The following is a 26029-nucleotide window of genomic DNA, read 5'->3' as shown; positions in this document are numbered from 1 at the left end:
CGGGGCCGCTTCCGCCCCATTGCCGGCAAGCCGGCTCCCACAGCTTGAAATGTGGGAGCCGGCCTGCCGGCAATGGGGCGGAAGCGGCCCCGCCCTTTTCTACCGGTTCAGACCTTGCTGGAATGCCGCTGCTGGCGCTCCATGTAGCGTTCCACATACGAGCAGGACGGAATCACCGTGTAGCCCATCTGCTCGGCATATTCCAGGGCCCGTTCGGTGAGCGCGGCTGCAATGCCGCGACCGCGCAGGGCGTTGGGCACGAAGGTGCGATAGATGTCCAGCGTCTGCTTGCCCAGATCCATGTACGTCAGATAGGCACGATGACCGTCCACGTTGGTCTCGAACTGATGACCGGCCTGGTCATGGTGGATGGTCAGCGCTTCGCTCATCACTACTCCTCGCAGGTCTTCTCGGCAGACCCATACCTTAACCGATGGTGGTTTATCCGGCACAGAATGCTCTACGCCACCTGTTGCCCCTTCGACCACTGGACGATTGCAATCGTTCGGATCCTCTGGCGCTCACAAGATAGTAGGCGCCGCGAGCGGGATTGCTCAAGGTGGTGGCGGTTAAAAATGGCGAAATTTCAGCCGAAGCGACTCTTGGCCGCATGCCGGCAAGCCACCGGATGTACTAGGGCTTAAGACGCTGAAGGACAGTTAAAGTCACCGTTAGTTCAGCAAAAAAGTTACCGCAGTACAAACGCTTGCGCGGCCTGCGCGTTTTTTACTCAGTACCTGCCGCGATTCTTGTCAGGGCGGCGTCAAGCAACATTTTTTTTGCAGTTCTTGCGCTTAGTCAGTTTACTTACTACAAGTAATGGGTACTATGTACGCCGGCCAGTTTCTCTTTTCCGAGAGATGGCTATTTAATAGAAAGTCCTTGAAGGGGAACACGATGAACAACGTTCTGAAATTCTCTGCTCTGGCTCTGGCCGCAGTTCTGGCTACCGGTTGCAGCAGCGTATCCAAAGAAACCGAAGCTCGTCTGACTGCGACTGAAGACGCAGCAGCTCGCGCTCAAGCTCGTGCTGACGAAGCCTACCGTAAGGCTGACGACGCACTGGCAGCCGCTCAGAAGGCTCAGCAGACCGCTGACGAAGCCAACGAGCGCGCTCTGCGTATGCTGGACAAAGCCAGCCGCAAGTAATAATCCTCACGGATTGTTATGGAGCCGACCCACTTGTGGGTCGGCTTTTTTATTGCCTGCGCACCAGGCAAACGTACCAGGCGGAAACGAAAAGGCCTGCACTAAGGCAGGCCCGGGTGTGTCGCAATTTACCCTATTGCAGTTCGGCGGGAATGCTCGAGACCATCGGCGCGCCAGCCTGGCCCTGGGTGGGCACGGCAATTTCCACCGGCATGCCATCTTCGGCAGCCACCACGTCGCGCACCATATCCCAGTTCATGCGCAGGTTGTTGGCCAAGTCTTCACGCTTGAGCAAGGCATTGATCACCGCAGTGTGTTTGTCGACCACCGACGGATTACCCTGGTCGTCCAGCGGCGTGTGCGCCTCCAGATAGACCTTGCCGCCACTGATACCGAACTTGTAAGGCTCATTGATGATGCGTACCGGTGTACCCACCGGCACCATCTTCGACAGTTCCAGCACATTGTTGTTGAGCATGCGGAAGCAACCATGGCTGGTACGCATGCCGATGCCGAACTTCTTGTTCGAACCATGAATCAGGTAACCCGGCACGCCCAGGGTGAACTTGAACGGCCCCAGCGGGTTGTCCGGGCCAGCCGGTACCACGCTCGGCAGGATGTCGCCGTCAGCGGCGTGCTCGGCGCGGATCGACGCTGGTGGTGTCCAGGTCGGGTTCGGCGTCTTGGCGGTGATCTTGGTGTTGGCGATCGGCGAACCCCAGCCCTCGCGACCGATGCCCAGCGGGAAGGTATGCACCACGTTCTGCCCTTTCGGGAAGTAGTACATGCGGTACTCGGCGAGGTTGATGACGATGCCCTCGCGCGGGCCAGGCGGCAGGATGTAGCGGGTCGGCAGGATGATTTCGGTGCCGGCGCCCGGCAACCACGGGTCCACGCCCGGGTTGGCAGCGATCATTTCCAGGTAGCCGAGGTCGTTGGCGGTACCTATGTCGGCGAACGTGTCCTCGTACTTCGCCTTGATCACATGCACCTGGCCGACGATGTCTTCACCGGGCGGTGGCAGTGGCAGCTCCAGCGCAGCAGCAGGGCCCGCTACCAGCAGGGCGGCCAGGGACAGGCTACGGGTGACGGCAGGAAAGCGCGGCAACATCCGGTAAATCCTTCGAAAGATGGGTCAAGAGAATCGATTGTACACCTGTGCTGGTGCAAGCGGGAGGCGTAGGCAGCAAGCAAGCGTTTCAGATGATGAAAGGCGCCACGCTCAGCTGCTCTGCAGCTCCGGCCACACCGGGCGCATGCCGCGCCGCTGGGCATCCAGGATGGCGCGGCACAGGTCGCACAGGCGGCCGTCGCGGTAGATCGAGCGCGGCACCCCCGACCAACGCGGTTGCGCCGGCAGCAGGCCACCGCACAGGGTACGGTCGACCGGCACGCCCAGTTCCAGCTGGCGGGCTACCAGATGGACGCGGATTTCCTGGCAGGCGAACAGGTCGAGCTGCTCATCGGGCTCGATCAGTTGGTAGGCATACAAGGACCAAGCAGGGCGTGGCATCGGGGGCACTCGAAACGGGGGGCGCAACATTAGCCGAAAGCCGGCGCCGTTTAAAGCATCACAGCAAGGGTTTTATCGCCGGCCAGGCATTTTCCAGCAGGCGCTGCTGGGCGGCCTGGGCCGGGTGGATACCATCGGCCTGCATCAAGCCCGGCACGCCGCCCACCCCTTCGAGGAAAAACGGCACCAACGGGACCTGTTTTTCCGCCGCCAGCTGTTCATACACCTGGGCGAAGGCCGTGGTATAGCGCACGCCGTAATTGGGTGGCAGGCGCATGCCCAGCAACACCACCTTGGCCCCGGCCTGGCGTGCGCTTTCGATCATCGAGGCAAGATTTTGTTGCAATTGCGCGGTCGGCTGCCCGCGCAGGCCATCATTGCCGCCAAGCTCCAGCACCACCAGGCTCGGCTTGTGCGCTGCAAGCAGCGCCGGCAGCCGCGCCTGGCCACCTGCACTGGTGTCGCCACTGATCGAGGCGTTGACCACCTGGTCATCGAAACCTTCGTCCCTGAGGCGGGTCTGCAACAAGGAGACCCAGCCCTGGCGGGTATCCAGGCCGAAACCGGCGCTGATACTATCGCCGACAACCAGCAACGTTCCCGCCGCCGCGCTCTGGGCCAGGCAATACAGGGCCAGACCGGCACTCAACCACCACACTCGCATCGGATTCTCCATGGGCCCCAGCATTCTCGTTGCGCAGAACCTTAGCAAAGTGGTCCCCAGCGCGGAAGGTGACCTGACCATCCTGCAGGCGCTGTCCCTCGACCTGGCCCAGGGCGACAGCCTGGCCATCGTCGGCGCCTCGGGTTCGGGCAAGTCGACCCTGCTCGGCCTGCTCGCCGGGCTCGACCAGCCCAGCGCCGGCAAGGTCATCCTCGCCGGCCACGACCTGGGGCCGCTGGATGAAGACCAGCGCGCGCGAGTGCGCGCCGAACATGTGGGGTTCGTGTTCCAGTCGTTCCAGCTGCTCGACAGCCTCAACGCCCTGGAAAACGTCATGCTGCCGCTGGAGCTGGACGGCCGCCGTGATGCCCGCGAACAAGCCCGCACGCTGCTCGAACGGGTCGGCCTGGGCAAGCGCCTCAGCCACACCCCGCGCCAGCTTTCGGGCGGCGAACAACAACGGGTGGCCATTGCCCGTGCCTTTGCCGCCCACCCGGCGGTGCTGTTCGCCGACGAGCCAACCGGCAACCTCGACAGCCATACCGGCGAGCGTATCAGCGACCTGCTGTTCGAGCTGAACAAAGAGCGCGGTACCACCTTGGTGCTGGTCACCCATGACGAACGCCTGGCCCGGCGCTGCCGCCGCCAGATCCGCCTGGACGCGGGCCGCCTGGTGGCGCCGGTGGAGGCCTGATGACCCACATGCCGCTGTCCCGCCTGTGCGGCCTGGCCCTGCGCCAGTTGCTGCGCGACATTCGTGCCAGTGAAGTGCGCGTGCTGTTCTTCGCCCTGCTGGTGGCCGTCGCGGCCAGCACCGCCATCGGCTATTTTGGCGCGCGCCTCAACGGCGCCATGCAACTGCGCGCCAGTGAATTCCTTGGCGCCGACCTGGTGCTGCAGGGCAGTTCCCCGGCCCGCGAACAACAGCTTGCCGCCGGCCAGGCGCTTGGCTTGCAGCATGCCCAGGTGGTCGAGTTCACCAGCGTGGTGGGTGGCGACAACGGCATTCAGTTGTCCAGCGTCAAGGCCGCCGACGCTGCCTACCCGTTGCGCGGGCAAGTGCGCAGCGCCGCACAACCCTATGCGACGGAAACCCCTGGCGGCGGGCCGGCGCCGGGCGAGGCATGGGTCGAACCGCGCCTGCTGGCGGCGTTGGGGCTGCCGGTAGGCGCCAGCATCGATGTCGGCATGAAAACCCTGCGCATCAGCCGTGTGCTGACCTACGAGCCGGACCGCGCCAATAACTTCTACAGCCTGACCCCGCGGGTGATGATGAACCTCGCCGACCTGCAAGCCACCGGGGTGATTCAGCCGGGCAGCCGGGTGACCTACCGTGACCTGTGGCGCGGCGCACCTGACGCACTGGGGCGTTACCGCCAGGCCGTGGAAAAAGACCTGGCCGCCAACCAGCGCTTGCGCGATACCCGCGATGGCAACCAGCAGATCGGCGGTGCCCTGGGCAAAGCCGAGCGTTACCTGAACATGGCCAGCCTGGTGGCGGTGCTGCTGGCCGGCGTGGCCGTCGCCCTGTCGGCCAGCCGCTACGCAGCACGCCGCCTGGACGCCAGCGCCCTGCTACGCTGCCTGGGCCTCTCGCAACGCCAGGCACTGGGCCTGTATTGCCTGCAGCTGGCCATGCTCGGCCTGGTCGCCGCCGTGGTCGGCGCCCTGTTCGGCTGGCTGGCCCAACTCGGCCTGTTCCGTCTGCTGCATGGCTTGCTGCCAAGCGTGGTCCCCCCTGGCGGCATCGTCCCGGCGTTGGCCGGCATCGCTACCGGGCTGGTGGCCCTGGCAGGCTTCGCCCTGCCGCCCATCGCTGCACTGGGCAAGGTACCGCCGCTGCGCGTGCTGCGCAGCGACCTGCTGCCAATACCGACCAGCAGTTGGCTGGTGTATGGCACCGCCCTGCTCGCCCTCGGCCTGATCATGTGGCGCCTGAGCCTCGACCTGCTGCTCACCTTCGCGCTGCTCGGGGGTGGCCTGGTCGCCGCGCTGCTGCTTGGCAGCCTGCTGTTGCTCGGCCTGCGCAGCTTGCGTCAATTACTGGCCGGGGCACCGCTGACCTGGCGCCTGGGTTTGGGCCAATTATTGCGCCATCCCATGGCCGCCGCCGGCCAGGCCCTGGCTTTCGGCCTGATCCTGCTGGCCATGGCACTGGTCGCCCTGCTTCGTGCCGAGCTGCTCGACACCTGGCAAGCGCAGTTGCCCAAGGATGCGCCCAACCACTTCGCCCTGAACATCCTGCCAGATGACCGCGAACCTTTCGCCCGCCAGCTGCACCAGGTCAACGCGACCTCGGCGCCACTGTACCCGGTGACGCCGGGTCGCCTGGTACAGATCAATGCGCAGCCGGTGCAGCAGGTGGTGAGCAAGGATTCGGCCGGCGAGCGCGCCGTGCAACGTGACCTCAGCCTGACCTGGGCCGCCAACCTGCCGGAAGGTAATGAACTGACTGCAGGCAGCTGGTGGCAGGCCCTACCCGCTGCCGAGGAAGTCCCCGGTGTATCGGTGGAAGCGGAACTGGCCAGCAGCCTGAAGCTGCACGTGGGCGACCTGCTGACCTTCGACATCGGCGGCCAGCAGCACCAGGCCAGGGTCAGCAGCCTGCGCAGCGTGCATTGGGACAGCTTCCAGCCGAACTTCTACATGATCTTCCAGCCCGGCACGCTGCAAGGGCTGCCCACCACCTACCTGACCAGCTTCTACCTGGCACCGGGCCATGATCTTGACGTAGTGGCGTTGTCACGGGCGTTTCCGGCAGTGACCATCCTGCAGGTCGACGCCCTGCTCGATCAGTTGCGCAGCATCCTCGCCCAGGTCACCCTGGCGGTGGAGTACGTGTTGCTGTTCGTCCTGGCGGCGGGGCTGGCGGTGTTGTTCGCTGGCTTGCAGGCGACCCTGGACGAACGCATCCGCCAGGGCGCCTTGCTGCGCGCACTGGGCGCGGCACGGCCATTGCTGGTCAGGGCACGGCGGATCGAGTTCGGCTTGCTGGGGGCCGCCAGCGGGCTGTTGGCGGCGATAGGCTGCGAACTGATAACGCTGGTGCTGTACCGCTATGCGTTCGATCTGCACTGGAGCCCGCATCCGTGGCTGCTGGCGTTGCCCCTGGCGGGCGCGCTACTGGTCGGCGGTGCCGGGGTACTGGGGACGCGGCGGGCGTTGAATGCCAGCCCGCTCGCGGTCCTGCGGGAAAGTTGAGGGTTGCCTGGGGCGGCCCCTCTGCGGGTAAACCCGCTCCCGCAAAGCGCACACATTGCTCAATGACCAGGCTGTACCCGTGGGCGGGCTTTCCCTCCAGGAGGCCAGCCCAATCACTGGCCGTAGCTGATGCTGTTGACATACCAGGTGGCTTCACCAGCAGGGGTCTGCACCACCACCTCGTCGCCCTCTTGCTTCTTCAACAAGGCACGAGCCATGGGTGAGTCGATCGAGATGTAGTCGTTGCGCCCGTAGATTTCGTCGTAGCCGACAATGCGAAACTTCATGGCCTCGCCCTCGTCGTTCTCGATCTCCACCCAGGCACCAAAAAACACCTTGCCCTCCTGCTGCGGCGAGTAAGCCACCACCTTCACATCTTCAAGGCGCTTGCGCAGGTAACGCACCCGACGGTCAATCTCGCGCAGCAGCTTCTTGTTGTACTGGTAGTCGGCGTTCTCGCTGCGGTCGCCAAGCGACGCGGCCCAGGCAACCTTCTGGGTAATCTCCGGGCGATAAACCCGCCACAGGTGGTCCAGCTCTTTCTTCAGCGCCTCATGGCCTTCCGTGGTGATGATGTTGGTACTCAACAGCGCACTCCTCAGCGGCGGGTAATCAGGCCTTGGCGCGCGATGCGGGTGAGATGACCGATGACTTCGGCGGCTTCGTCCGGCACCGGGGCCTGGATGACGGCCAGGTCGAATCGGTCATCGCCATACTGCGCGAGGTGGCAACCGGTGTCGGCGAACTGGATCAGGAAGGCGCGCGCTTGCCCCTTGCGCCGGGACAGGCCTTCGAGGTGACGTAAAAGGGTGGGTTGATGCTGGCCGCCGAGCAGGATGCGCGGTGTGCGGGACGCCTGGCTGGCTGGCAAAGGGCTCAAACAGACACTGGTACGTGGGCAACTCATGGAGCTTCTCTCCGCCTCGCGAATCCCGCTGGGCAGCGGTGGGAGGCGTCACCGAACCAGCGCTTTAGCGGTATTTCGGATGACCCGGAGGGGCTGTCCCGCGCCCCGCAAGTAGCTGTTTAAATCGGCGCAGGCGGTATGCTAGAGCGACGAGCCGCAAGTTGCAAGCCGCAAGCAACAGCAGGCCGATCCCCGGCCTGTTGTTGCTTGCGGCTTGCGCTGCTGCTGCGGTTAGCGGGCGATCAGGCGGTCCAGCGAGAAGCGACCAGCGCCTTCGATCAGCACCGCGACGGTGCCGGCCAGCAATGTCAGGGCAAACTCATAGCCGTTGTTGGACATGAACAGGCCATTACCGATGTGCACCGAGAAGATCGCCACCACCAGGGTCACGCTCAGCGCCAGCGCTGCCGGGCGGGCCAGCAGGCCAATCACCAGGGCCAGGCCGCCGAAGAACTCGGCACTACCGGAGAGCAAGGCCATCAGGTAACCCGGGGCCAGACCAATGCTTTCCATCCACTGGCCGGTACCCTCCAGGCCATAGCCACCGAACAGGCCAAACAGTTTCTGCGCACCATGCGCCATGAAGATGATGCCGACCAGGATGCGGACGATGCTGAGGCCAGCACCGGCACGGGTGGAAAACAGAGCGTTGAGGGTGGTGTTGTTCATGTCGAAGCGTCCTTGAAAAGGGAAGTTGTGTTGGATGGGCGCCATCATAATCAGTTCTACTGATATGAAAACCGCAAAAAACCCAACATAACAATCGACAAAATCGATTTGTCAGCGCTTCGCCACAGGCTCCAGGCCGGCACGCTCCCGATTGAAGGCCACAAAGTACTTGTTGACGCTATTGACGAAATTGACTGGCCCCATGCCCACCTGCTCCATGGCAATGCGTTCAGTCTGGAAGAACCACTGGTTGCCGTTCAGCCCGCGCCGCCGCGCTTCGGCGCGCATGGCCTGGACCCGTTCCGGGCCGAGGTTGTAGGCCGCCAGCACGAACGCCATGCGCTCACGCTCGTTGATCCTGGTGCTGGCAAAGAACTTGCGCCGGATCAGCGCCAGGTAACGGGCGCTGGCCTGGACATTGCCATCCACCGTGGCGGTGTTGCTCACCCCCACACGCTGCGCTGCCGAAGGCGTGATCTGCATCAAGCCATGGGCGCCGCCAGTGCCACGCGCCGTCGGGTTGAGCGTCGACTCCTTGAAAGCCAGCGCGGCCAGGTTGAGCCAGTCGATCTGCTGCGCCTCAGCGTGTTTCTGCAGCACCGGCCGCAGCGCGTTCAGGCGCTGGCGGTCTTTGCTGGCCAGCGGGTTGTGCACCCGGTACTGGCGCCGGTAGATGCGCTCGAATGCGGCGTCCTGGTTGTCCGGCGCGCGGTAGCCTTGCAAGAAGCGGTCGACCGTGGCCAGCAACTGTGGCGCATCGCGCCCGACATACCAGCGCATGGCTTGCGGCGTGCCCAGCTGTACACGGCTGTCCAGGCGCAGGCGCGGCATCACCCGGGCCCAACGCCGGGCAATGGGCTGCTCGATCACGGTGAGGTGATAGATGCCAGCCTGGACCATCTCCAGCACGTCCTCCACCGCCAAGGTCGCATCGACCCATTCCACCTTGATCGGCGCACGTTTGCGCAGTGCCAGCTGTTGGTTCAACTGCTGGATCAGCGGGCCGGCGGCACTGGCGCTGGTCAACGCCACCGTACGCCCGGACAGTTGCTCGACATGGCTGAAGCTGCGTTCGCCCTTGCGCCCCACCAGCACCAATGGCACCTGGTCGAGCACCGGCGCGCTGCTGCTGACCCCGCGAACCGCGCTGGGGTCAAGCAGTTCGCCCGGCACCGCCAGGTCGCCCTCGCCACGCGCCAGGGCGCCCAGCAGTTGTTCCTTGGCCCGGGGGATCAACTTCAGCTGGATCTCCTGGCCGTCGGCGGCACGGGCATTGAGATAATGCTCCAGGGCCCGCAGGCGATAGTATTCGATGCCGACCGGTTCGCCCTTGACCTCACCGGAACTGTTGCGGCTCTGGTTGACCAGCACCCGCAGCACCTGGCTGCTGCGGATCTGTTGCAAGTCACGGACCTTGGCCGGCGGGGTGGTCTGCTGCGGCCCCGGCAGGCGCGCGTGGGCTGGCCCCGTCAGGGCCAGGCCGAACGTCACCAGTAGAATGAGCCAGCTTCGCGGCATGCAACACGTCCGTGGTCGGTGGGCGGCACCCATGGGCTGCACCGCCAAGAGAGAGAAATGACGGCAAAAGACCATGGCAACAGCATGAAGTTCTTGGTTTTTTCGCAAAAACACGGTTTTTGCTATGCTGGCCGCCCCGCGGCACGAGGTAGCACCATGCAACTGATCGATATCGGCGTCAACCTGACCAACAGCAGTTTTCATGACCAGCAGGCAGCCATCGTCGAGCGCGCCATTGAAGCCGGCGTTACGCAGATGGTGCTGACAGGTACCAGCCTGGCGGTCAGCGAGCAGGCGCTGGAGCTCTGCCAGCAGCTGGATTCGAGCGGTGCCCACCTGTTCGCCACGGCGGGTGTCCACCCGCATGATGCCAAGGGCTGGGATGTCGGCAGCGAGCAGCGCTTGCGGCGACTGCTGGCCGAACCGCGCGTACGCGCGGTGGGTGAATGTGGCCTGGATTTCAACCGCGACTTCTCCCCTCGCCCGCTGCAGGAAAAGGCCCTGGAAGCGCAACTGGCCCTGGCCGCCGAGCTGCGCCTGCCGGTGTTCCTGCATGAGCGCGATGCCAGCGAACGGCTGCTGGCGATTCTCAAGGACTACCGTGACCACCTGCCTGGCGCGGTAGTGCACTGTTTCACTGGCGAACGCGAGGCGCTGTTCGCCTACCTTGACATGGACCTGCACATCGGCATCACCGGCTGGATCTGCGACGAGCGCCGCGGAACCCACCTGCACCCGCTGGTGGGCAACATTGCCGCGGGGCGCTTGATGCTCGAGAGCGACGCGCCTTACCTGTTGCCGCGCAGCCTGCGGCCCAAGCCGAAGCATGGGCGCAACGAGCCGGCGTTCCTGCCAGAGGTGCTGCGCGAGGTCGCCTTGCATCGTGGGGAAGCAGCCGAACATACGGCAGCACATACCACGGCGACGGCGCGGGCGTTTCTCCAGATTCACAGCTGACGCAACCCGGGCGCCTGAAGTTTTTTGATACACATCAACAATGGGCCTGACGGATGCGGGCACAATGATGGCACCTTGCCAATATTGTTTCCGCTCAACTCAGAGAAGACCTGCCCATGGGTGCCTGGCTTAGCAATGTTTCCTTGAAATACAAGTTCTGGGCCGTCAATGCGGTGGCCTTTGTCACGACCCTGCTGCTGGTGCTCTATGCCGTGCACCTCGAGCAGCGTGCCCGCGCCGAAGCAGCGCAGGCCCAGGCCGCTGCCCAGGCGCAACTGCTGGCCAGCTGGCCAGCGGGGCAGCCGTTGCCGCGCCCGGCCAACGTCATCAGCTGGTCGGCGGGGCAAACGCCCAGCTTCGCCGGCGAGCCCCTCGATGGCCTGCGCAACGCCCAGGGCTGGGTCGAACTGCCAAGCGCCTGGCTTGTTGGCGACAACCCGTTGCGCGGCGCGCAGGTGTTGCGTCGTGGCGATCAACAAGTGGCGGTTCTGGCCCAGTCGCCAAGCCTGCGCCAGGTATTCTTCGACCGCTTCAGCAATTACGCGGTGTGCGTGCTGATCCTGATGCTGGCCATGCTGGGCGCTTCGCAACTGCTGATTCGCTTCCTGCTCAGCCAGCTCAACACCCTCAAGGACGTCATGCTGCACGTGGAGAAAACCGGCGACCTGGCGGCCCGCGTACCCTTGGCCTGTGGCGACGAGGTCGGCCAGATGGCCGGGGCGTTCAATGCCATGCAGGCAACCTACCACCGGGTGGTCAGCACCGTCGCCCATACCGCCGCCCAGCTGGACTCCGGCGCCGCGCGCCTGGCAGCGAGCATGAGCGATGTGCGCCACGGCATGCTCGGCCAGCAGAGCGAGACCGACCAGGCGGCTACCGCCATCAACGAAATGTCGGCGACGGTGCACCATATTGCCCAGCATGCCGGCGCCACCCGCGACCTGTCACAAACAGCCGACACCCTTGCCGGCAGCGGCCAGGAGGTGGTCAGCCGGGTGCAAGATTCGATTTCCGGGCTGTCCAGCGGCGTGCAGCAGACAGCCGAGATGATCCGTCAGCTCGCCGAGGACAGCCAGAAGATCAACGGTGTGGTCAATGTGATCCACAGCATCGCCGAGCAAACCAACCTGCTGGCACTCAACGCTGCGATCGAAGCGGCGCGCGCCGGCGACCTCGGGCGTGGTTTTGCCGTGGTGGCCGATGAAGTGCGCAACCTGGCCAAGCGCGTGCAAACCTCGACCGACGAGATCACCACCATGGTCTCGGCCCTGCAGTCAGGCACCCGCGATGCGGTGGAGTTCATGCAGGAAAGCTCGTACAAGGCCGATGACTGTGTCAAGCAGGCCCGTGAGGCTGGTGAAGCACTGGCCGAAATCACCGGTGCCGTGGCACAGATGCGGGAAAGCAACACCCAGATTGCCGTGGCCGCCGAGCAGCAAAGCCAGGTGGCAGAAGAAATGAACCGTGCGGTGGTGAGCATCCGCGATGTCACCGAGCAGACCGTGCAGCAGACCGTCGGCTCGGCGACCACCAGCAGCGAACTGGCGACACTGGCCGGCGAACTGAACAAGGCCATTGGCCAGCTCAAGCTATAGTCACCATAGCCAGCCTCGATTGGCCCCCGTCCGGGGGCCGCACTAAGCTTTGGGCATAGCGAGAGGAAATGCCCATGAGCAAACGTCTGCCCAACCTACCCGCCTGGCAATGGCGCGGCTACCACCACAACCACCGCCACCCGACCAACCTGGTGCTGCACCTGATCGCCGTGCCGTTGTTCATTCTTGGCGCGCTGCTGATCCTGTCCGGGCTGTTCAGCCTGGACTTGGGGCAGATCGCCGTTGGTATCATCGCCTTGATCGCCGGCCTCGGCCTGCAGCGCCAGGGCCATCGCCTGGAGGCAGAACAGCCGGAACCGTTCGCCAACCGCAAGGACGCCGTGCAACGCCTGCTCACCGAGCAGTTCATCACCTTTCCGCGCTTCGTGCTGAGCGGCGCCTGGTGGAAGGCCTGGCGGCAACGCCACAAGCACCGCCAGTGATCGGTTGCCCTCAGGCTGCGGGCATGAGCCGGCGGTAGCAGCCTAGGCGAATACCGTCACCGTCTGCCGGCTCAAGGCCAGCAACTCGCCCTGTGCCGTCCACAAGGCAGCGGCGGCGTGCCCGTAGCCATCACGCGCATATTCGGTTTCCACGCAATAGCGGCACCAGTCGAGGGTCGACAACTGCGGCGTGGGCTGGACGAATTCAATGGTCCAGGTCAGGGTACTGCCCGCAGCGGGCTGCTTGAGGAACGGCATCAGGCTTGGCGGCCAGGCATCGACCAAGGCCAGCAGGTGCGCCTCGCTGACCGGCTCTTCAGCCACCCCACGCAAACGCACCCAGCCCCCCATATGGCGCGACGGGTTGCCACTGAACGGAAGGCCACCGATCGCCCAGCGCAAGGCCACGTGCTGCATGAAGTCCGGGGTCACGCCCTTGATATGCGGCAACTCGGGGGCCGCCTGTTCGAGCGCCTTCATGTCCATGGCCGGCAACGCTGGCACATTCACCACAGACGGCCGCCCTGCACCGAAGTTGCCCTGCACCAAGGTCACCACCTGGCCGTCCTGAACGGCACGGCCCAGCAAGGTGCTGACCGCCTTGCCTTCGCGCAGCACCTCGACCTCGAAGCGAATGGGCACATCCGCCGCCGCCGGTGCAACGAAGCTGATAGCCAATGAACGCACCGGGCGGCCATCGGTGATCTGCTGGCGCATGCTTTCGTACACCAACGCTGCCATCAGCCCGCCAAAGACAGCGCGGCCCTGCGCCCAACTGGGCGGGACACTGAGCGCATCGGGGCTGGCCCGCACGGCGTCGAGCAATTGCTTGAAATTCATTGGTGGGCTCCTGCAGGCCGCGAAAGGTTGTGCTCATCCTAGCCAGCAACCCCTTGGCGTTCAGCCCGCAAATCGGTCATTTTTCGGGCTTTCGCCGCGCCAGCGCCTGTTGCAGGGCTTGCAGGGTGCTATCCGACTGGCGCTCGGCCTCGTGCAGCTCCTGTTCCCAGGCGGCCTTGCACGGTGCCAGATCGGCTTGGTCGCGTGCCTGCAACAGCCATTGCAGGCGATCGTGCCAGTCACCCAGGTCGCCCTGGGCCTGCTTCAACAGGCGCTGCAGTTTCTTGCCCGCATGGTCGAGCTGGGGATAGGCCTCGTCGCCGTAGCGCGCCCGCTTGATCAGCAAGCGCAGGCGGTGGCGGTCGTGTGCCGGGTCCTGCAGGGCCTGGCGCAACTTGCGCCACTGTTTGACCAGGCGCTTGTCGATACGCTTGTCCAAGGTCTTGACCAAGCCTTCGCGAGCGGCCGCTCGCAAGAACAGTGGAAACGCATCGACAATCGCCAGCACCCGCGTCAGCTGCGGGCTGTCAGCGACACTGGCGAAAGTCCGCTCACGGCCCTCGATGCGGCGCTGCCCTTCCTCGGCAAAGCCACGCCCGATCAGTTCGGCCGCCAGTACCTCGCGGTCACGCAGCGGTGTCGTCAGGGCACCCAGGGCCCTGGCGGCGTCCTCCAGCTGCTCCACCCCCGGCAAACCACGCAGTGGCCGCAGCAGGCTGCGCAGGCGCCGCAGGGTGGTGCGCAAGTCGTGCAAGGCCTCGCTGTCGGTGTTGGCAGCCAGGCGTTCGCGACAGGCCAGCAAACGCACCTGCAAGCTCAGTAACCGGGCTACTACATGATCGAGCATGGCAGACATTCAATGACGCTCCCTGATCAGCGCCCGGCGCGGGACTCACGGATGTAGAAGCGCGCCTTCTCGGCTTTGCGGGTACAGCTTTCATAGCCTTCGAATTGCTGCTGGGTCTTGGCCCCGGTCAACAGCGACAAGGCCTTGGAATAGCTCACGGCACCAGCAAAGCCTTCCGCCTTGGCCAGGTCCAGCTCTTTCCAGGCAGCGTCCAGCTGGGTTGCGCAACTCTCACGGTAGGCCGTCTTGCCCGCACAGCCGGCAAGGGCCAAGGCAATCAGTGGAAGGCAGATCCAGGCTTTCATCAGTAATGACCTCAATGGGAAAAAACAGTCGCCGTTCGACGCTCTTGCTGCTCAAAAGTGCCGCTCCCGGACAGCTTTGTCTTGCCAGTTTTATTACAGTAGCTCAGCGCGGTCTACATTGAAGCACAGGCAGCGATGGGTGCATTGTAGAAGCAGGGTTGCACTGGCCGGGGAACATTCATGAGCAAACGCGTGGCGCTGGTACTGGGATCGGGTGGAGCCCGGGGGTATGCACACATCGGTGTGATCGAGGAAATCGAGCGTCGCGGCTACGACATTGCCTGTATCGCCGGCTGCTCCATGGGCGCCGTGATCGGGGGGATCTACGCTGCCGGCAAGCTGGAGGAGTACCGCAACTGGATCGAGAGCCTCGACTACCTGGATGTGCTGCGCCTGGTCGACGTCAGCTTTCGCCTCGGCGCGATTCGCGGCGACAAGGTGTTCGGGCAGATTCGCAAGATTGTCGGCGAGATCAACATCGAGCAATTGCGCATCCCTTACACGGCGGTTGCAGCCGACCTCACCAACCAGCAGGAGATCTGGTTCCAGGAAGGCTGCCTGCACCAGGCCATGCGCGCCTCGGCGGCCATCCCCAGCCTGTTCACGCCGGTAATGCAAGGCAACCGCATGTTGGTCGACGGCGGCATCCTCAACCCGTTGCCGATCGTTCCGGTGGTGTCCAGCCACTGCGACCTGATCATTGCCGTCAACCTCAACGCCACCAACCAGAAGCAGTACCAGTTGCCGGTGATCGAACGCCCCGCCGCATTCAAGATGCGTTTCGATGCGCTGCTCAGCTCGCTGGGGTCGCGCCTGCCGTTCCGGCGCAAGCCGGCCGAAGAGTTGATCCGCATCGAACAGGAAATCGTCGCCGAAGGGCTTGCACCGCCAAACCCGTGGCTGGCCGATGCCGCCGACCCGGAAGCCCAGCAACCGGCAGCGGCACCGGAGCGCGAGGGTGCGCCGAAGTCGGCGACCGGCTCGTTCATCATCGACAACGTGGGGCCCGCTTCGCTGCTGGACTTGATCAACCAGAGCTTCGAGGTGATGCAGACGTCGTTGGCACAGTACAAGATCGCCGGCTATCCACCGGATGTGCTGATCAACGTGCCCAAGCGGGTGTGCCGGTTTTTCGAGTTCTACAAGGCGCCCGAGCTGATTGCCCTGGGGCGGGAGATTGCGCGGGATACGCTGGACAATCATGAAGGCGTGAAGCGCTAGGCTCTGTATGAAAAGTCTTGAGACGCAGGTCAGGCAAGGCGAAAACAGCCGAGGAAGCGGAGTGTACTGGAGTACATGAGCATTCCGAGGCTGTTTTCAACGCAGCATGAACAAGTATCAAGGCTTTTCGTACAGAGCCTAGGCCTCCCAGTGCCCGTCCTGACTGATCAGCGGGACACGTGGCAGAAATAGAACAGGCCGCACCAGGCGGCCTGTTCGTTCATGCTTCCATCACCTTAGTAGCGGGTGATGTCTGCCTTGGCTTCCAGCTGCTTGCGGTAGGCCGCGAAGTCCTGCTGGCCAGCACGCGAGGCGAGGTAGCGGCGGATCTGCTGCTTCTCTTCGTCGGTAGCGGTAGCACCTTCGTTGACACCCTTGAGCTGCAGTACCACCAGGCTGCCGTCACGCAGCACCACGCTGCCGTACACCGGCTTGTCCTTGGACGCCGGCTTGGCCAGGCGGAACAGCGCCTGCAGCTCGGCTGGGTCGATACCGTCCTCGCCGCGGGTGACCGCCTCGTAAGCCTTCCAGCCCTGCCCTTCGTGCACGCTGCCGGCAGTGACCGAACCGTCACGCAGGCCGGCAATCAGCTTGTCGGCCTTGGCCTTGAGCTCGGCAGTGGCCTTCTCCTTGGCCAGGTGCTCGCGGATGTTGTTGGCCACCGCCTCCAGTGGCAGTTGCTCCGGCTTGTGGTGCTCCTTGACGCGCAGCACCACGGTGGTTTCCGGGTCGAGTTCGATGGCCGTGCTGTTGGCACCTTCTTCCAGCACTTCCTCGGAGAACGCTGCCTGCACCACCGCACGGTTGGCGGTGATACCTTCGCCACCCTCACGACCGAAGGCTGCCGAAGTGTGCACCTTCAGGTTCAGGTCCTGGGCCGGCTGGGTCAGGTCGGAAGCCTCGTAGGCAGCATCCTGCAACTGCTTGCTGGCGTCAACGTAACGCTGCTCGACCAGCGGAACCTTCAAGTCGCGGGTCAGCTTGTCCTTCAGGCTGGCGAAGCTCGGCACTTCCGGTGCCTGCACGCCCAGCAGCTTGATCAGGTGGTAGCCGAACTCGCTACGCACCGGTGCCGAGACCTGGCCGACCTGCAGCTTGTACAGGGCATCCTCGAACGCCGGGTCGTAGACGCCCGGGCCAGCGAAGCCAAGGTCACCACCGCTGTTGGCCGAACCCGGGTCCTGCGAGAACTCCTTGGCCAGTGCGGCAAAATCCTCACCCTTGGCCAGGCGCTGCGCGACTTCTTCGGCGCGGGCCTTGGCCTGGGCGTCGGTAACCTTGTCGTTGACCTCGATCAGGATGTGCGCTGCGTGACGCTGCTCGGCGAGGTTGGCGATTTCCTTCTCGTACTGGGCCTTGAGCTCTTCGTCGGTCACCTTGACCTGGTCGAAGAACGCCGACTTCTTCAGCTCGACGTAGTCGATCACCACCTGGTCAGGCGACATGAACTCCTTGGCGTGCTGGTCGTAGTGCGCCTTGACTTCTTCGTCGCTGACCTTGACCGCGGCCGGGTCGGCCTTGAAGGTCAGCGAGGCGAAATCGCGGGTCTGCTTCTCGAGGCGGGCAAAGGCGTCGACCTGCTGGTCGGTGACGAAGCTGCTGCCAGCCAGGCCGGTACGCAGCTGACCGATGAGCATTTCCTCAGCGAGCATGTCGCGGAACTGCATGCGACCATAGCCCATCTGGCGGATGACCTGGTCGAAGCGGTCGGCGCTGAACTTGCCGTCCACCTGGAATTCCGGCGTCTGCAGGATGACCTGGTCGAGCGCGGCCTCGGAGAAGGCGAACTTGGCGTCTTCGGCGCCTTGCAGCAGCAGCTTGCGGCTGATCAGGCCCTTGAGCGCCTCTTCACGCAGCAACTTGTCATCCAGCAACGCCGGGTCGAAATCCTTGCCCAACTGTTGCATCAGCTGGCGGCGTTGCATGTCGGCCGCCTGGCTCAACTCGTTCTGGCTGATGGTCTGGCCATTCACCTTGGCGGCGTCCTGGCTATGAGTGGCGGCCTGGAAAATGGCTTCGAAGCCGGTCAACGCCATCAACACGACGATAAGGCCGATGATGGTCTTGGCAATCCAACCTTGTGAATTGTCCCTGATATTTTGCAGCATGCGTCCCCCAGAAACGGCTGTACCACTGCGTCGACAACCGCGGAGCGTGGGTAGAAACCTGATAAAAGAAAGGCGCATCCGAGGATGCGCCTTTTCTTAGCAAACGTGTCAGGCGGGAACGTTTGCGCCCCCGCCATCAGCGTGCTCGGACCTGGCCAGGCCGGGTCCGGCTGAAAGAGACGACTTAGTTGACGGCGTCTTTCAGGCCTTTGCCAGCCTTGAAACCTGGAACCTTGGCGGCTTCGATCTTGATTGCCTTACCGGTTTGCGGGTTGCGGCCAGTGCGCTCTGCACGCTCCTTGACCGAGAAGGTACCGAAGCCAACCAGTACCACATCGTCACCTTGCTTCAGGGCGCCGGTGACGGATTCGATGACTGCGTCCAGCGCACGGCCGGCTACAGCTTTCGGGATGTCAGCAGATGCGGCGATAGCGTCAATCAGTTCCGACTTGTTCACTCTAAGTCCCCTTATTTCTCTATTGAGTTTGTTTCTAAGTATGTAATGAAAAGCTTATGAAACGTTCGCTGGGTGGCCTGATGACACTAGCGTGCCGCTTTATAGCAAGGCCCCGAAAAAACTGTCAAGGAACGCCCCCCAGCCAGAAACTACTAGTGCGTGCTGATTCTTTCCTTAGCATCGCCGTCGCGCTTTTCATCTTTCGCGACAATCTCCGGAGCCACATCTGGCAAGGGCTCCGGGGCGTATTGCAGCGCAATTTGCAGGACTTCGTCAATCCATTTGACCGGTTTGATCTGCAGATCCTGTTTGATATTTTCCGGAATCTCCTTCAGATCGCGAACATTCTCCTCGGGAATGATCACCGTCTTGATACCACCACGGTGTGCCGCCAGCAGTTTTTCCTTCAGCCCGCCAATCGCCAGCACCTGGCCACGCAGGGTAATTTCACCGGTCATGGCGACATCGGCACGCACCGGAATCTGCGTCAGTGCCGAGACCAGTGCGGTGCACATGCCGATACCGGCGCTCGGGCCGTCCTTCGGCGTGGCGCCTTCAGGCATGTGGATGTGCACGTCGTGCTTCTCGTGGAAGTCGGCTGCAATCCCCAGGCTGCGGGCGCGGCTGCGTACCACGGTCTGGGCGGCGGTGATCGATTCGACCATGACATCGCCGAGCGAACCGGTCTTGATCAACTGGCCCTTGCCGGGGATGACCACGGCTTCGATGGTCAGCAGTTCGCCACCCACCTGGGTCCAGGCCAGGCCAGTGACCTGGCCGATCTGGTCCTGCTGCTCGGCCAGGCCATAGCGGAACTTGCGCACGCCCAGCAGGTGCTCCAGCTGTTCGCTGGACACCTTGACCTTGACCTGCTTCTGCCCGGTATGTTCCTTGACCACCTTGCGGCAGACCTTGGCAATTTGCCGCTCCAGCCCACGCACACCCGCTTCGCGAGTGTAGTAGCGGATGATGTCGCGGATCGCCGAAACGTCGACCTCCAGCTCTTCCTTCTTCAGGCCGTTGGCCTTGACCTGCTTGGGCACCAGGTACTTGACCGCGATGTTGATCTTCTCGTCCTCGGTGTAGCCCGGCAGGCGGATGACTTCCATGCGGTCGAGCAGCGCCGGCGGGATGTTCATCGAGTTCGAGGTGCACAGGAACATCACGTCCGAAAGGTCGTAGTCGACTTCCAGGTAATGGTCGTTGAAATTGTGGTTCTGCTCGGGATCGAGCACTTCGAGCAGCGCCGAGGCCGGATCGCCACGCATGTCACTGCCCATCTTGTCGATTTCGTCCAGCAGGAACAGCGGGTTGCGTACCCCCACCTTGGTCATCTTCTGGATCAGGCGCCCAGGCATGGAACCGATGTAGGTACGGCGGTGGCCACGGATCTCGGCCTCGTCACGCACCCCACCGAGGGCCATGCGCACGAACTTGCGATTGGTGGCAGCGGCAATCGACTCGGCCAGCGAGGTCTTGCCGACGCCAGGCGGGCCGACCAGGCACAGTACCGGGCCACGGATCTTCTTGACGCGCTTCTGCACGGCAAGGTACTCGAGAATGCGTTCCTTGACCTCTTCCAGGCCATAGTGGTCGGCGTCGAGGATTTCCTCGGCCTTGGCCAGGTCCAGGCGCACCTTGCTCTGGGCCTTCCACGGCACCTGGACGAGCCAGTCGAGGTAGGAGCGGACCACGGTGGCCTCGGCCGACATCGGCGACATCTGCTTGAGCTTGTTCAGCTCGGCCTGGGCCTTGGCCAGGGCGTCCTTGGGCAGGCCAGCGGCTTCGATGCGCTTTTTCAGCTCTTCGACTTCATTGTGGCCTTCGTCGCCATCGCCGAGCTCTTTCTGAATGGCCTTCATCTGCTCATTCAGGTAGTACTCGCGCTGGCTGCGCTCCATCTGCTTCTTGACCCGACCGCGAATGCGCTTCTCGACCTGCAGCAGGTCGATTTCCGCATCCAGCAGCGCCAGCACGTGCTCGACGCGGGTCGGCAGGTCGACGATTTCGAGAATTTCCTGCTTCTGCTCGATCTTCAGCGCCATGTGCGCGGCCATGGTGTCGACCAGGCGCCCCGGCTCTTCGATGCTGTTCAGCGACGACAGCACCTCGGCGGGTACTTTCTTGCCCAGCTGCACGTACTGTTCGAACTGCGACAGCAGCGTGCGCACGAAGACTTCCGACTCGCGCTCGGCGGCGTCGACTTCGTCGATCAGGGAAACCTCGGCACGAATGTGCCCTTCCACTTCGCTGAAGCGCTCGACGGCGCCACGCTGCTCGCCCTCGACCAGCACCTTGACGGTGCCATCGGGCAGTTTCAGCAGCTGCAGCACGGTGGCAACCGTACCGACGCGATACAGCGCGTCTTCGCCCGGGTCATCGTCGGCCGGGTTTTTCTGGGCCAGCAGGAGGATCTGCTTTTCGCCCGTCATCGCCGCCTCAAGGGCCTCGATGGACTTTTCGCGCCCCACGAACAGCGGGATGACCATGTGCGGGTAAACAACGACATCGCGCAATGGCAAAAGAGGCAAGTCGAGGGTGGTCTTCATGATTTCGCCTCTACAGCGGCCTTATGGCCGGAAAACAGTGGAAATGATGCTTGGACCTAATGTGGGGGCATGCCTGGGAAATTACAAGCGCTAGCGCAGGAAAAGCAGAAAGGGGCCCGTAGGCCCCCTTCTTGCTTGCAACCATCAGTGGCCAGCGCCTGGATCAGGCATCCGGCGCAGCCTTGGCTTGCGGCTCGCTGTTTTCGTAGATCATCAGCGGCTGCGAAGTACCCTCGATGACGCTCTCGTCGATCACCACCTTGCTGACATCCTTCTTCGAAGGAATCTCGTACATGGTGTCGAGCAGCACGCCTTCGAGGATCGAACGCAGGCCACGGGCGCCAGTCTTGCGCTCCAGGGCCTTGCGCGCAACGGCCTTGAGCGCATCGCTGCGGAACTCGAGGTCGACGCTTTCCATCTCGAACAGCTTGGCATACTGCTTGGTCAGGGCGTTCTTCGGCTCGGTGAGGATCTGCATCAGTGCAGCCTCGTCCAGCTCGTCGAGGGTTGCCAGCACCGGCAGACGGCCGACGAATTCCGGAATCAGGCCAAACTTGACCAGATCGTCCGGCTCGACCTCACGCAGCGACTCGCCAACCTTCTTGCCTTCTTCCTTGCTGCGCACTTCGGCGCCAAAACCGATGCCACCCTTGGTGGAACGGTTCTGGATGACCTTTTCCAGGCCCGAGAAGGCGCCACCGCAGATGAACAGGATGTTGCGGGTATCAACCTGCAGGAATTCCTGTTGCGGGTGCTTGCGGCCGCCCTGCGGCGGTACCGAGGCCACGGTGCCTTCGATCAGCTTCAGCAGTGCCTGCTGCACGCCCTCGCCCGAAACGTCACGGGTGATGGACGGGTTGTCCGACTTGCGCGAGATCTTGTCGATCTCGTCGATGTAGACGATGCCCATCTGGGCCTTTTCCACGTCGTAGTCGCACTTCTGCAACAGCTTCTGGATGATGTTCTCGACGTCCTCACCCACGTAACCGGCTTCGGTCAGGGTGGTGGCGTCAGCAATGGTGAACGGTACGTTCAACAGGCGTGCAAGGGTTTCGGCGAGCAGGGTCTTGCCCGAGCCGGTCGGCCCGATCAGCAGGATGTTGCTCTTGCCGAGTTCGACTTCGTCACCCTTCTTGTCACGCTGGTTCAGGCGCTTGTAGTGGTTGTACACCGCTACGGCCAGCACCTTTTTCGCGCGCTCCTGACCAATCACATACTGGTCCAGGATGCCGCTGATTTCTTTCGGCGAAGGTAATTTGTGCGCGCTGCTCTCGGCCTGGGCTTCCTGCACCTCCTCACGGATGATGTCATTGCACAGGTCGACGCACTCGTCGCAGATAAATACCGAGGGCCCGGCAATCAATTTGCGCACTTCGTGCTGGCTTTTGCCGCAGAAGGAGCAATAGAGCAATTTGCCGCTGTCCTCGCCGTTACGGGTGTCAGTCATTCGATCGATCCAATCCGGTAGGCTTGCAACACAAGATGAAGGCAATTGCGGGCTTTTTCAAGTCCGCAGGTAGGCGCTTTCCGCGCCTACCTGCTCTGGCACCCCGGTTCAGGAGGCCAGTTGCCGCTTGTCGTAGACCGAGTCGATCAGGCCGTACTCGGCCGCGCGCGAGGCGCTCATGAAGTTGTCACGCTCGGTGTCACGCTTGATGGTCTCGAGGTCCTGGCCGGTGTGATAGGCCAGCAGCTCGTTCAGACGGGCCTTGATATTGAGGATTTCCTGGGCGTGGATCTCGATATCGGTGGCCTGACCCTGGAAGCCGCCCAGCGGCTGGTGGATCATCACGCGCGAGTTCGGCAGGCAGTGACGCTTGCCCTTGGCACCGGCAGCCAGCAGGAAGGCGCCCATGCTGCAGGCCTGGCCGATGCAGATGGTCGAGACGTCCGGCTTGATGAACTGCATGGTGTCGTAGATCGACATGCCGGCGGTGACGGAACCGCCCGGCGAGTTGATGTACAGATGGATATCCTTGTCCGGGTTTTCTGCTTCCAGGAACAGCAGTTGCGCCACGACGAGGTTGGCCATGTAGTCCTCTACCGGGCCAACCAGGAAGATCACACGCTCCTTCAACAGGCGCGAGTAGATGTCGTAAGCGCGTTCGCCACGGGCGGACTGCTCGATAACCATCGGGACCAGGCCGCCTGCGGCCTGGATGTCAGAGCTCTGCTGAATATAAGAATTGCGGGACATGTCCTGCGCTCACTCCCAAATAGTCATGGCTTGAATACGCACAAGCCAGCTCGAAGGCTGGCTTGTGGGGGTTTCCTACGAGAGAAGCCGGTTATTCAGCGGCGGCAGGAGCCTGTGCTGGTTTAACGGCGTCTTCGTACGAGACCGACTTGTCGGTCACAGTCGCTTTCTGCAGAACAGTATCTACAACTTGTTCTTCCAGCACAACCGAACGGACTTCGTTCAGTTGCTGGTCGTTCTTGTAGTACCAGGCGATGACCTGCTCAGGCTCCTGGTAGGCCGAAGCCATTTCCTCGATCATTTCGCGAACCTTGCCTTCGTCCGGCTTCAGTTCGAACTGCTTGACCACTTCGGCGACGATCAGGCCCAGCACCACGCGGCGCTTGGCTTGCTCTTCGAACAGCTCGGCCGGCAGTTGCTCAGGCTTGATGTTGCCACCGAACTGCTGAACAGCCTGCACGCGCAGACGGTTGACTTCGTTTTCCAGCAGCGCTTTCGGCACTTCGATCGGGTTGGCGGCCAGCAGACCGTCCATGACCTGGTTCTTCACCTTGGCCTTGATGGCCTGGCGCAGTTCACGCTCCATGTTCTTGCGAACCTCGGCGCGGAAGCCTTCCAGGGTGGTTTCCTTGATGCCGAACTGGGCGAAGAACTCTTCGTTCAGCTCTGGCAGCACCGGGGCAGCAACGCTGTTGACGGTGATGGTGAACTCGGCGGCCTTGCCAGCCAGGTCCAGGTTCTGGTAGTCCTCGGGGAAGGTCACGTTGACGACGCGCTCTTCACCTGCCTTGGCGCCAACCAGGCCGTCTTCGAAGCCCGGGATCATGCGGCCGGAGCCCAGTACCAGCTGGGTGCCCTTGGCCGAACCGCCAGCGAACACTTCACCGTCGACCTTGCCGACGAAGTCGATGTTGACCTGGTCGTCTTTCTGCGCAGCGCGCTCGACGGCCTCGAAGCGGGTGTTCTGCTTGCGCAGCACTTCCAGCATGTTGTCCAGGTCGGCGTCAGCCACTTCGGCGCTCAGGCGCTCGACGCTGATCGACTCGAGGCCGGCAACGGTGAACTCGGGGAACACTTCGAAGATGGCGACGAATTCCAGGTCCTTGCCCTTCTCGAAGGACTTCGGCTCTACCGCAGGGGCGCCAGCCGGGTTCAGCTTCTGCTCGACGATGGCTTCGTAGAAGGAAGCCTGAACCAGGTCACCGAACGCCTCTTGACGGGCATCGGCCTCGAAGCGCTGACGGATCACGCTCATCGGCACCTTGCCTGGGCGGAAGCCTGCAACCTTGGCGCGCTTGGCAGTCTGTTGCAGACGCTTGTTGACTTCGTTCTCGACGCGCTCGGCCGGAACGGCGATGGTCATGCGGCGCTCGAGAGCGGAAGTGTTTTCAACAGAAACTTGCATGGATATTCCTCGTTGCACAGACGTTAGCCGGCGTTAGCCCGACTCCAGAATCAAGGGCAAGCATTCTAGTGAGTCGCGCAGCAGAAGTCACCCCACCCGGGACGACGGGAAGCCACGCCGGTCGATTAACTTTCAAGGCCCGTACGGCGTGCCGCAGGGCCTGATTCAAAAAGGGCTGCGCGGCGCCATGGGCGCCCAACAGCCGAAATACCTTGTCAAACAACTGCCGCGACGAATTCGCTTCCTTTATTCAGGGTCGATCTCGTTGAACTGGCAGTACTCTTCCCATTCCATTCCCAGCGCTTCAGCCACCTCGCGGTGCGTCTCCAGGCGCATGGCCTGCAGTTGCTCCGGGGTTTCGGCGATCAGTTGCAGGGCCAGCTCCCAGGGCTGGATGCCCTGCTCCTCGGCTGCATCTTCGAAGGCCCATTCGATCTGCTGGGCCTGCTCACGTGCATCCAGTTCGCGGATCTCTTCGAGCAGTTGCGGGTTGGCCTCGGCAAAACGCTGCAGCGCCAGTGCCTGACGGGCTTCTTTTGCGATCATCGGGTTGTTCCTCTGCCGGCCAGCTGGGCCGATGTTTCAACCGGCTGAAATCTAACAGCTTTTATTGGGGTGCCACCAGAGGATTGCAAGGGGGATCGAGTTATGGCTGCGAAGTTCATGGCTTGAGCCTTGTGGCGCTCGATCTCACAGGCGCCACAACCCCAAGGCCAACGCCCCAAAAACAACAAAGGCGCCCAGTCTCACGACCAAGGCGCCTTCGAAAAATATGGGGTGGACGATGGGAATCGAACCCACGACAACTGGAATCACAATCCAGCGCTCTACCAACTGAGCTACGCCCACCATATTGCGGTCTTGCGATGTTGCGATACAACCTTACAGAAACATGGTGCGGACGAAGAGACTCGAACTCTTACAGCTTGCGCCGCTGGAACCTAAATCCAGTGTGTCTACCAATTTCACCACGTCCGCGTAACGCTTAAAACAAAGGCGCCAGATGCTATCGCGGCGCCTTTGAAGAATATGGGGTGGACGATGGGAATCGAACCCACGACAACTGGAATCACAATCCAGCGCTCTACCAACTGAGCTACGCCCACCATATCGCATTACAACTTACTTGCTTGCCAAAGCTGCCTAATGGCGCACCCGGCAGGACTCGAACCTGCGACCATCCGCTTAGAAGGCGGATGCTCTATCCAGCTGAGCTACGGGCGCTTAAGCTTGAAGCCTAACCGAACGAGACCTTAACAGATAGCTGCTAAACCACTCATTCTGCCCGACTTCGCCAACCAGTGCTAGGCTGTGCCCGACAAGTGCGGCGAATCTTATAGGCGAGCCTGAATGTCGTCAACACCTTTCTCAAAAAAATTTAAATTATTTAAGGGCTTAGGGGATTTGCCCGACCACCCGCCTTTGCCCTTGGCCCGTGTCGTGCGAGAATGCGCCCTCTTTAATTGTTTCCTTCTCGATGGTTA

The 26029-nt window shown here is 62.7% G+C and carries 25 protein-coding genes and 4 tRNA genes; 7 read left to right on the top strand and 22 right to left on the bottom strand.

Annotated elements, in window-relative coordinates:
- Positions 1–107 precede the first annotated feature (107 nt).
- Entirely contained in the window at positions 108–389 is a 282-nt protein-coding gene (locus ACJA3S_RS09420) for a GNAT family N-acetyltransferase (RefSeq protein ID WP_025338432.1), read from the bottom strand.
- A gap of 508 nt (positions 390–897) precedes the next feature.
- Here ACJA3S_RS09420 and oprI point away from each other — a divergent pair.
- The gene (oprI, locus tag ACJA3S_RS09415; RefSeq protein WP_003259780.1) at positions 898–1149 is read left to right on the top strand and encodes an outer membrane lipoprotei OprI; all 252 of its coding nucleotides are present in this window, start codon (positions 898–900) and stop codon (positions 1147–1149) included.
- Positions 1150–1282: 133 nt separating this feature from the next.
- Here the strand turns inward: oprI and ACJA3S_RS09410 are convergent, their stop codons facing one another.
- The 3 genes from ACJA3S_RS09410 to ACJA3S_RS09400 form a co-directional block, all read right to left on the bottom strand.
- Positions 1283–2260, bottom strand: coding sequence for a L,D-transpeptidase family protein (locus ACJA3S_RS09410; RefSeq protein WP_170029221.1), 978 nt, complete (start codon positions 2258–2260; stop codon positions 1283–1285).
- 111 nt (positions 2261–2371) lie between these two features.
- Positions 2372–2662: a hypothetical protein gene (locus ACJA3S_RS09405; protein ID WP_170029220.1), complete on the bottom strand. Its 291-nt coding sequence runs from the start codon at positions 2660–2662 to the stop codon at positions 2372–2374.
- Between the two features lie 58 nt (positions 2663–2720).
- A complete protein-coding gene (locus ACJA3S_RS09400) occupies positions 2721–3326 on the bottom strand; it encodes an arylesterase (RefSeq protein ID WP_170029219.1) in 606 nt (201 codons plus the stop codon).
- Positions 3327–3336: 10 nt separating this feature from the next.
- On the opposite strand from ACJA3S_RS09400, the gene ACJA3S_RS09395 reads away from it, so the two are divergent.
- Positions 3337–4020, top strand: a complete 684-nt coding sequence (locus ACJA3S_RS09395; protein ID WP_170029218.1) for an ABC transporter ATP-binding protein — start codon at positions 3337–3339, stop codon at positions 4018–4020.
- The gene (locus ACJA3S_RS09390) at positions 4020–6527 is read left to right on the top strand and encodes an ABC transporter permease (protein WP_406821604.1); all 2508 of its coding nucleotides are present in this window, start codon (positions 4020–4022) and stop codon (positions 6525–6527) included. Before ACJA3S_RS09395 ends, ACJA3S_RS09390 begins: the two co-directional genes overlap by 1 nt.
- A gap of 113 nt (positions 6528–6640) precedes the next feature.
- Here the strand turns inward: ACJA3S_RS09390 and greB are convergent, their stop codons facing one another.
- The 4 genes from greB to ACJA3S_RS09370 all read right to left on the bottom strand — a co-directional run bounded on the left by greB (position 6641) and on the right by ACJA3S_RS09370 (position 9621).
- The gene (gene greB, locus ACJA3S_RS09385) at positions 6641–7114 is read right to left on the bottom strand and encodes a transcription elongation factor GreB (protein WP_289132577.1); all 474 of its coding nucleotides are present in this window, start codon (positions 7112–7114) and stop codon (positions 6641–6643) included.
- A gap of 11 nt (positions 7115–7125) precedes the next feature.
- Positions 7126–7434: a hypothetical protein gene (locus ACJA3S_RS09380; protein WP_170029215.1), complete on the bottom strand. Its 309-nt coding sequence runs from the start codon at positions 7432–7434 to the stop codon at positions 7126–7128.
- Positions 7435–7665: 231 nt separating this feature from the next.
- Positions 7666–8103: a DoxX family protein gene (locus tag ACJA3S_RS09375; protein WP_406821603.1), complete on the bottom strand. Its 438-nt coding sequence runs from the start codon at positions 8101–8103 to the stop codon at positions 7666–7668.
- 111 nt (positions 8104–8214) lie between these two features.
- The gene (locus ACJA3S_RS09370; RefSeq protein WP_406821602.1) at positions 8215–9621 is read right to left on the bottom strand and encodes a transglycosylase SLT domain-containing protein; all 1407 of its coding nucleotides are present in this window, start codon (positions 9619–9621) and stop codon (positions 8215–8217) included.
- Between the two features lie 156 nt (positions 9622–9777).
- On the opposite strand from ACJA3S_RS09370, the gene ACJA3S_RS09365 reads away from it, so the two are divergent.
- The 3 genes from ACJA3S_RS09365 (at position 9778) to ACJA3S_RS09355 (ending at position 12616) form a co-directional block, all read left to right on the top strand.
- Positions 9778–10578: a TatD family hydrolase gene (locus tag ACJA3S_RS09365; protein WP_406821601.1), complete on the top strand. Its 801-nt coding sequence runs from the start codon at positions 9778–9780 to the stop codon at positions 10576–10578.
- Positions 10579–10694: 116 nt separating this feature from the next.
- Entirely contained in the window at positions 10695–12173 is a 1479-nt protein-coding gene (locus tag ACJA3S_RS09360) for a methyl-accepting chemotaxis protein (protein WP_406821600.1), read from the top strand.
- Positions 12174–12247: 74 nt separating this feature from the next.
- Positions 12248–12616 (top strand): Mpo1-like protein, encoded by a 369-nt coding sequence (locus tag ACJA3S_RS09355; protein WP_170029210.1) that lies wholly within the window; start codon positions 12248–12250, stop codon positions 12614–12616.
- 42 nt (positions 12617–12658) lie between these two features.
- On the opposite strand, the gene ACJA3S_RS09350 is transcribed toward ACJA3S_RS09355, so the two are convergent.
- The 3 genes from ACJA3S_RS09350 to ACJA3S_RS09340 form a co-directional block, all read right to left on the bottom strand.
- Positions 12659–13456, bottom strand: coding sequence for an acyl-CoA thioesterase (locus ACJA3S_RS09350; RefSeq protein WP_406821599.1), 798 nt, complete (start codon positions 13454–13456; stop codon positions 12659–12661).
- A 76-nt stretch (positions 13457–13532) separates the two neighbouring features.
- Entirely contained in the window at positions 13533–14312 is a 780-nt protein-coding gene (locus tag ACJA3S_RS09345) for a CHAD domain-containing protein (RefSeq protein ID WP_406821598.1), read from the bottom strand.
- Positions 14313–14329: 17 nt separating this feature from the next.
- Positions 14330–14608, bottom strand: coding sequence for a hypothetical protein (locus ACJA3S_RS09340; RefSeq protein ID WP_003259403.1), 279 nt, complete (start codon positions 14606–14608; stop codon positions 14330–14332).
- A gap of 180 nt (positions 14609–14788) precedes the next feature.
- On the opposite strand from ACJA3S_RS09340, the gene ACJA3S_RS09335 reads away from it, so the two are divergent.
- The gene (locus tag ACJA3S_RS09335) at positions 14789–15829 is read left to right on the top strand and encodes a patatin-like phospholipase family protein (protein ID WP_170029207.1); all 1041 of its coding nucleotides are present in this window, start codon (positions 14789–14791) and stop codon (positions 15827–15829) included.
- A 236-nt stretch (positions 15830–16065) separates the two neighbouring features.
- Here the strand turns inward: ACJA3S_RS09335 and ACJA3S_RS09330 are convergent, their stop codons facing one another.
- From ACJA3S_RS09330 to ACJA3S_RS09280, 11 genes are all read right to left on the bottom strand, one after another.
- Positions 16066–17937 (bottom strand): SurA N-terminal domain-containing protein, encoded by a 1872-nt coding sequence (locus tag ACJA3S_RS09330; protein WP_406821597.1) that lies wholly within the window; start codon positions 17935–17937, stop codon positions 16066–16068.
- A 184-nt stretch (positions 17938–18121) separates the two neighbouring features.
- Entirely contained in the window at positions 18122–18394 is a 273-nt protein-coding gene (gene hupB / locus ACJA3S_RS09325; RefSeq protein ID WP_003250246.1) for a nucleoid-associated protein HU-beta, read from the bottom strand.
- A gap of 152 nt (positions 18395–18546) precedes the next feature.
- On the bottom strand, positions 18547–20943 hold the full coding sequence (gene lon / locus ACJA3S_RS09320) for an endopeptidase La (RefSeq protein ID WP_170029205.1): 2397 nt from the start codon (positions 20941–20943) through the stop codon (positions 18547–18549).
- Positions 20944–21106: 163 nt separating this feature from the next.
- The gene (clpX, locus tag ACJA3S_RS09315) at positions 21107–22390 is read right to left on the bottom strand and encodes an ATP-dependent Clp protease ATP-binding subunit ClpX (RefSeq protein ID WP_003250242.1); all 1284 of its coding nucleotides are present in this window, start codon (positions 22388–22390) and stop codon (positions 21107–21109) included.
- 108 nt (positions 22391–22498) lie between these two features.
- Positions 22499–23140, bottom strand: a complete 642-nt coding sequence (clpP, locus tag ACJA3S_RS09310) for an ATP-dependent Clp endopeptidase proteolytic subunit ClpP (RefSeq protein WP_003259400.1) — start codon at positions 23138–23140, stop codon at positions 22499–22501.
- Between the two features lie 91 nt (positions 23141–23231).
- Entirely contained in the window at positions 23232–24545 is a 1314-nt protein-coding gene (gene tig, locus ACJA3S_RS09305) for a trigger factor (RefSeq protein ID WP_170029204.1), read from the bottom strand.
- Between the two features lie 246 nt (positions 24546–24791).
- Positions 24792–25091: a DUF6388 family protein gene (locus tag ACJA3S_RS09300; protein ID WP_025338418.1), complete on the bottom strand. Its 300-nt coding sequence runs from the start codon at positions 25089–25091 to the stop codon at positions 24792–24794.
- A gap of 227 nt (positions 25092–25318) precedes the next feature.
- Positions 25319–25394: transfer RNA gene (locus ACJA3S_RS09295), tRNA-His, on the bottom strand.
- A gap of 44 nt (positions 25395–25438) precedes the next feature.
- Positions 25439–25523: transfer RNA gene (locus tag ACJA3S_RS09290), tRNA-Leu, on the bottom strand.
- Between the two features lie 52 nt (positions 25524–25575).
- A tRNA-His gene (locus tag ACJA3S_RS09285) sits at positions 25576–25651 on the bottom strand.
- A gap of 41 nt (positions 25652–25692) precedes the next feature.
- Positions 25693–25769: transfer RNA gene (locus ACJA3S_RS09280), tRNA-Arg, on the bottom strand.
- Positions 25770–26029: the final 260 nt, after the last annotated feature.

Origin of the sequence: Pseudomonas sp. KnCO4 (genome assembly GCF_045344305.1) — a bacterium.
GTDB lineage: Bacteria > Pseudomonadota > Gammaproteobacteria > Pseudomonadales > Pseudomonadaceae > Aquipseudomonas > Aquipseudomonas anuradhapurensis.
The sequence above is the reverse complement of the archived record's forward strand: the minus strand, read 5'-3'. Positions and strand labels throughout refer to the sequence as shown.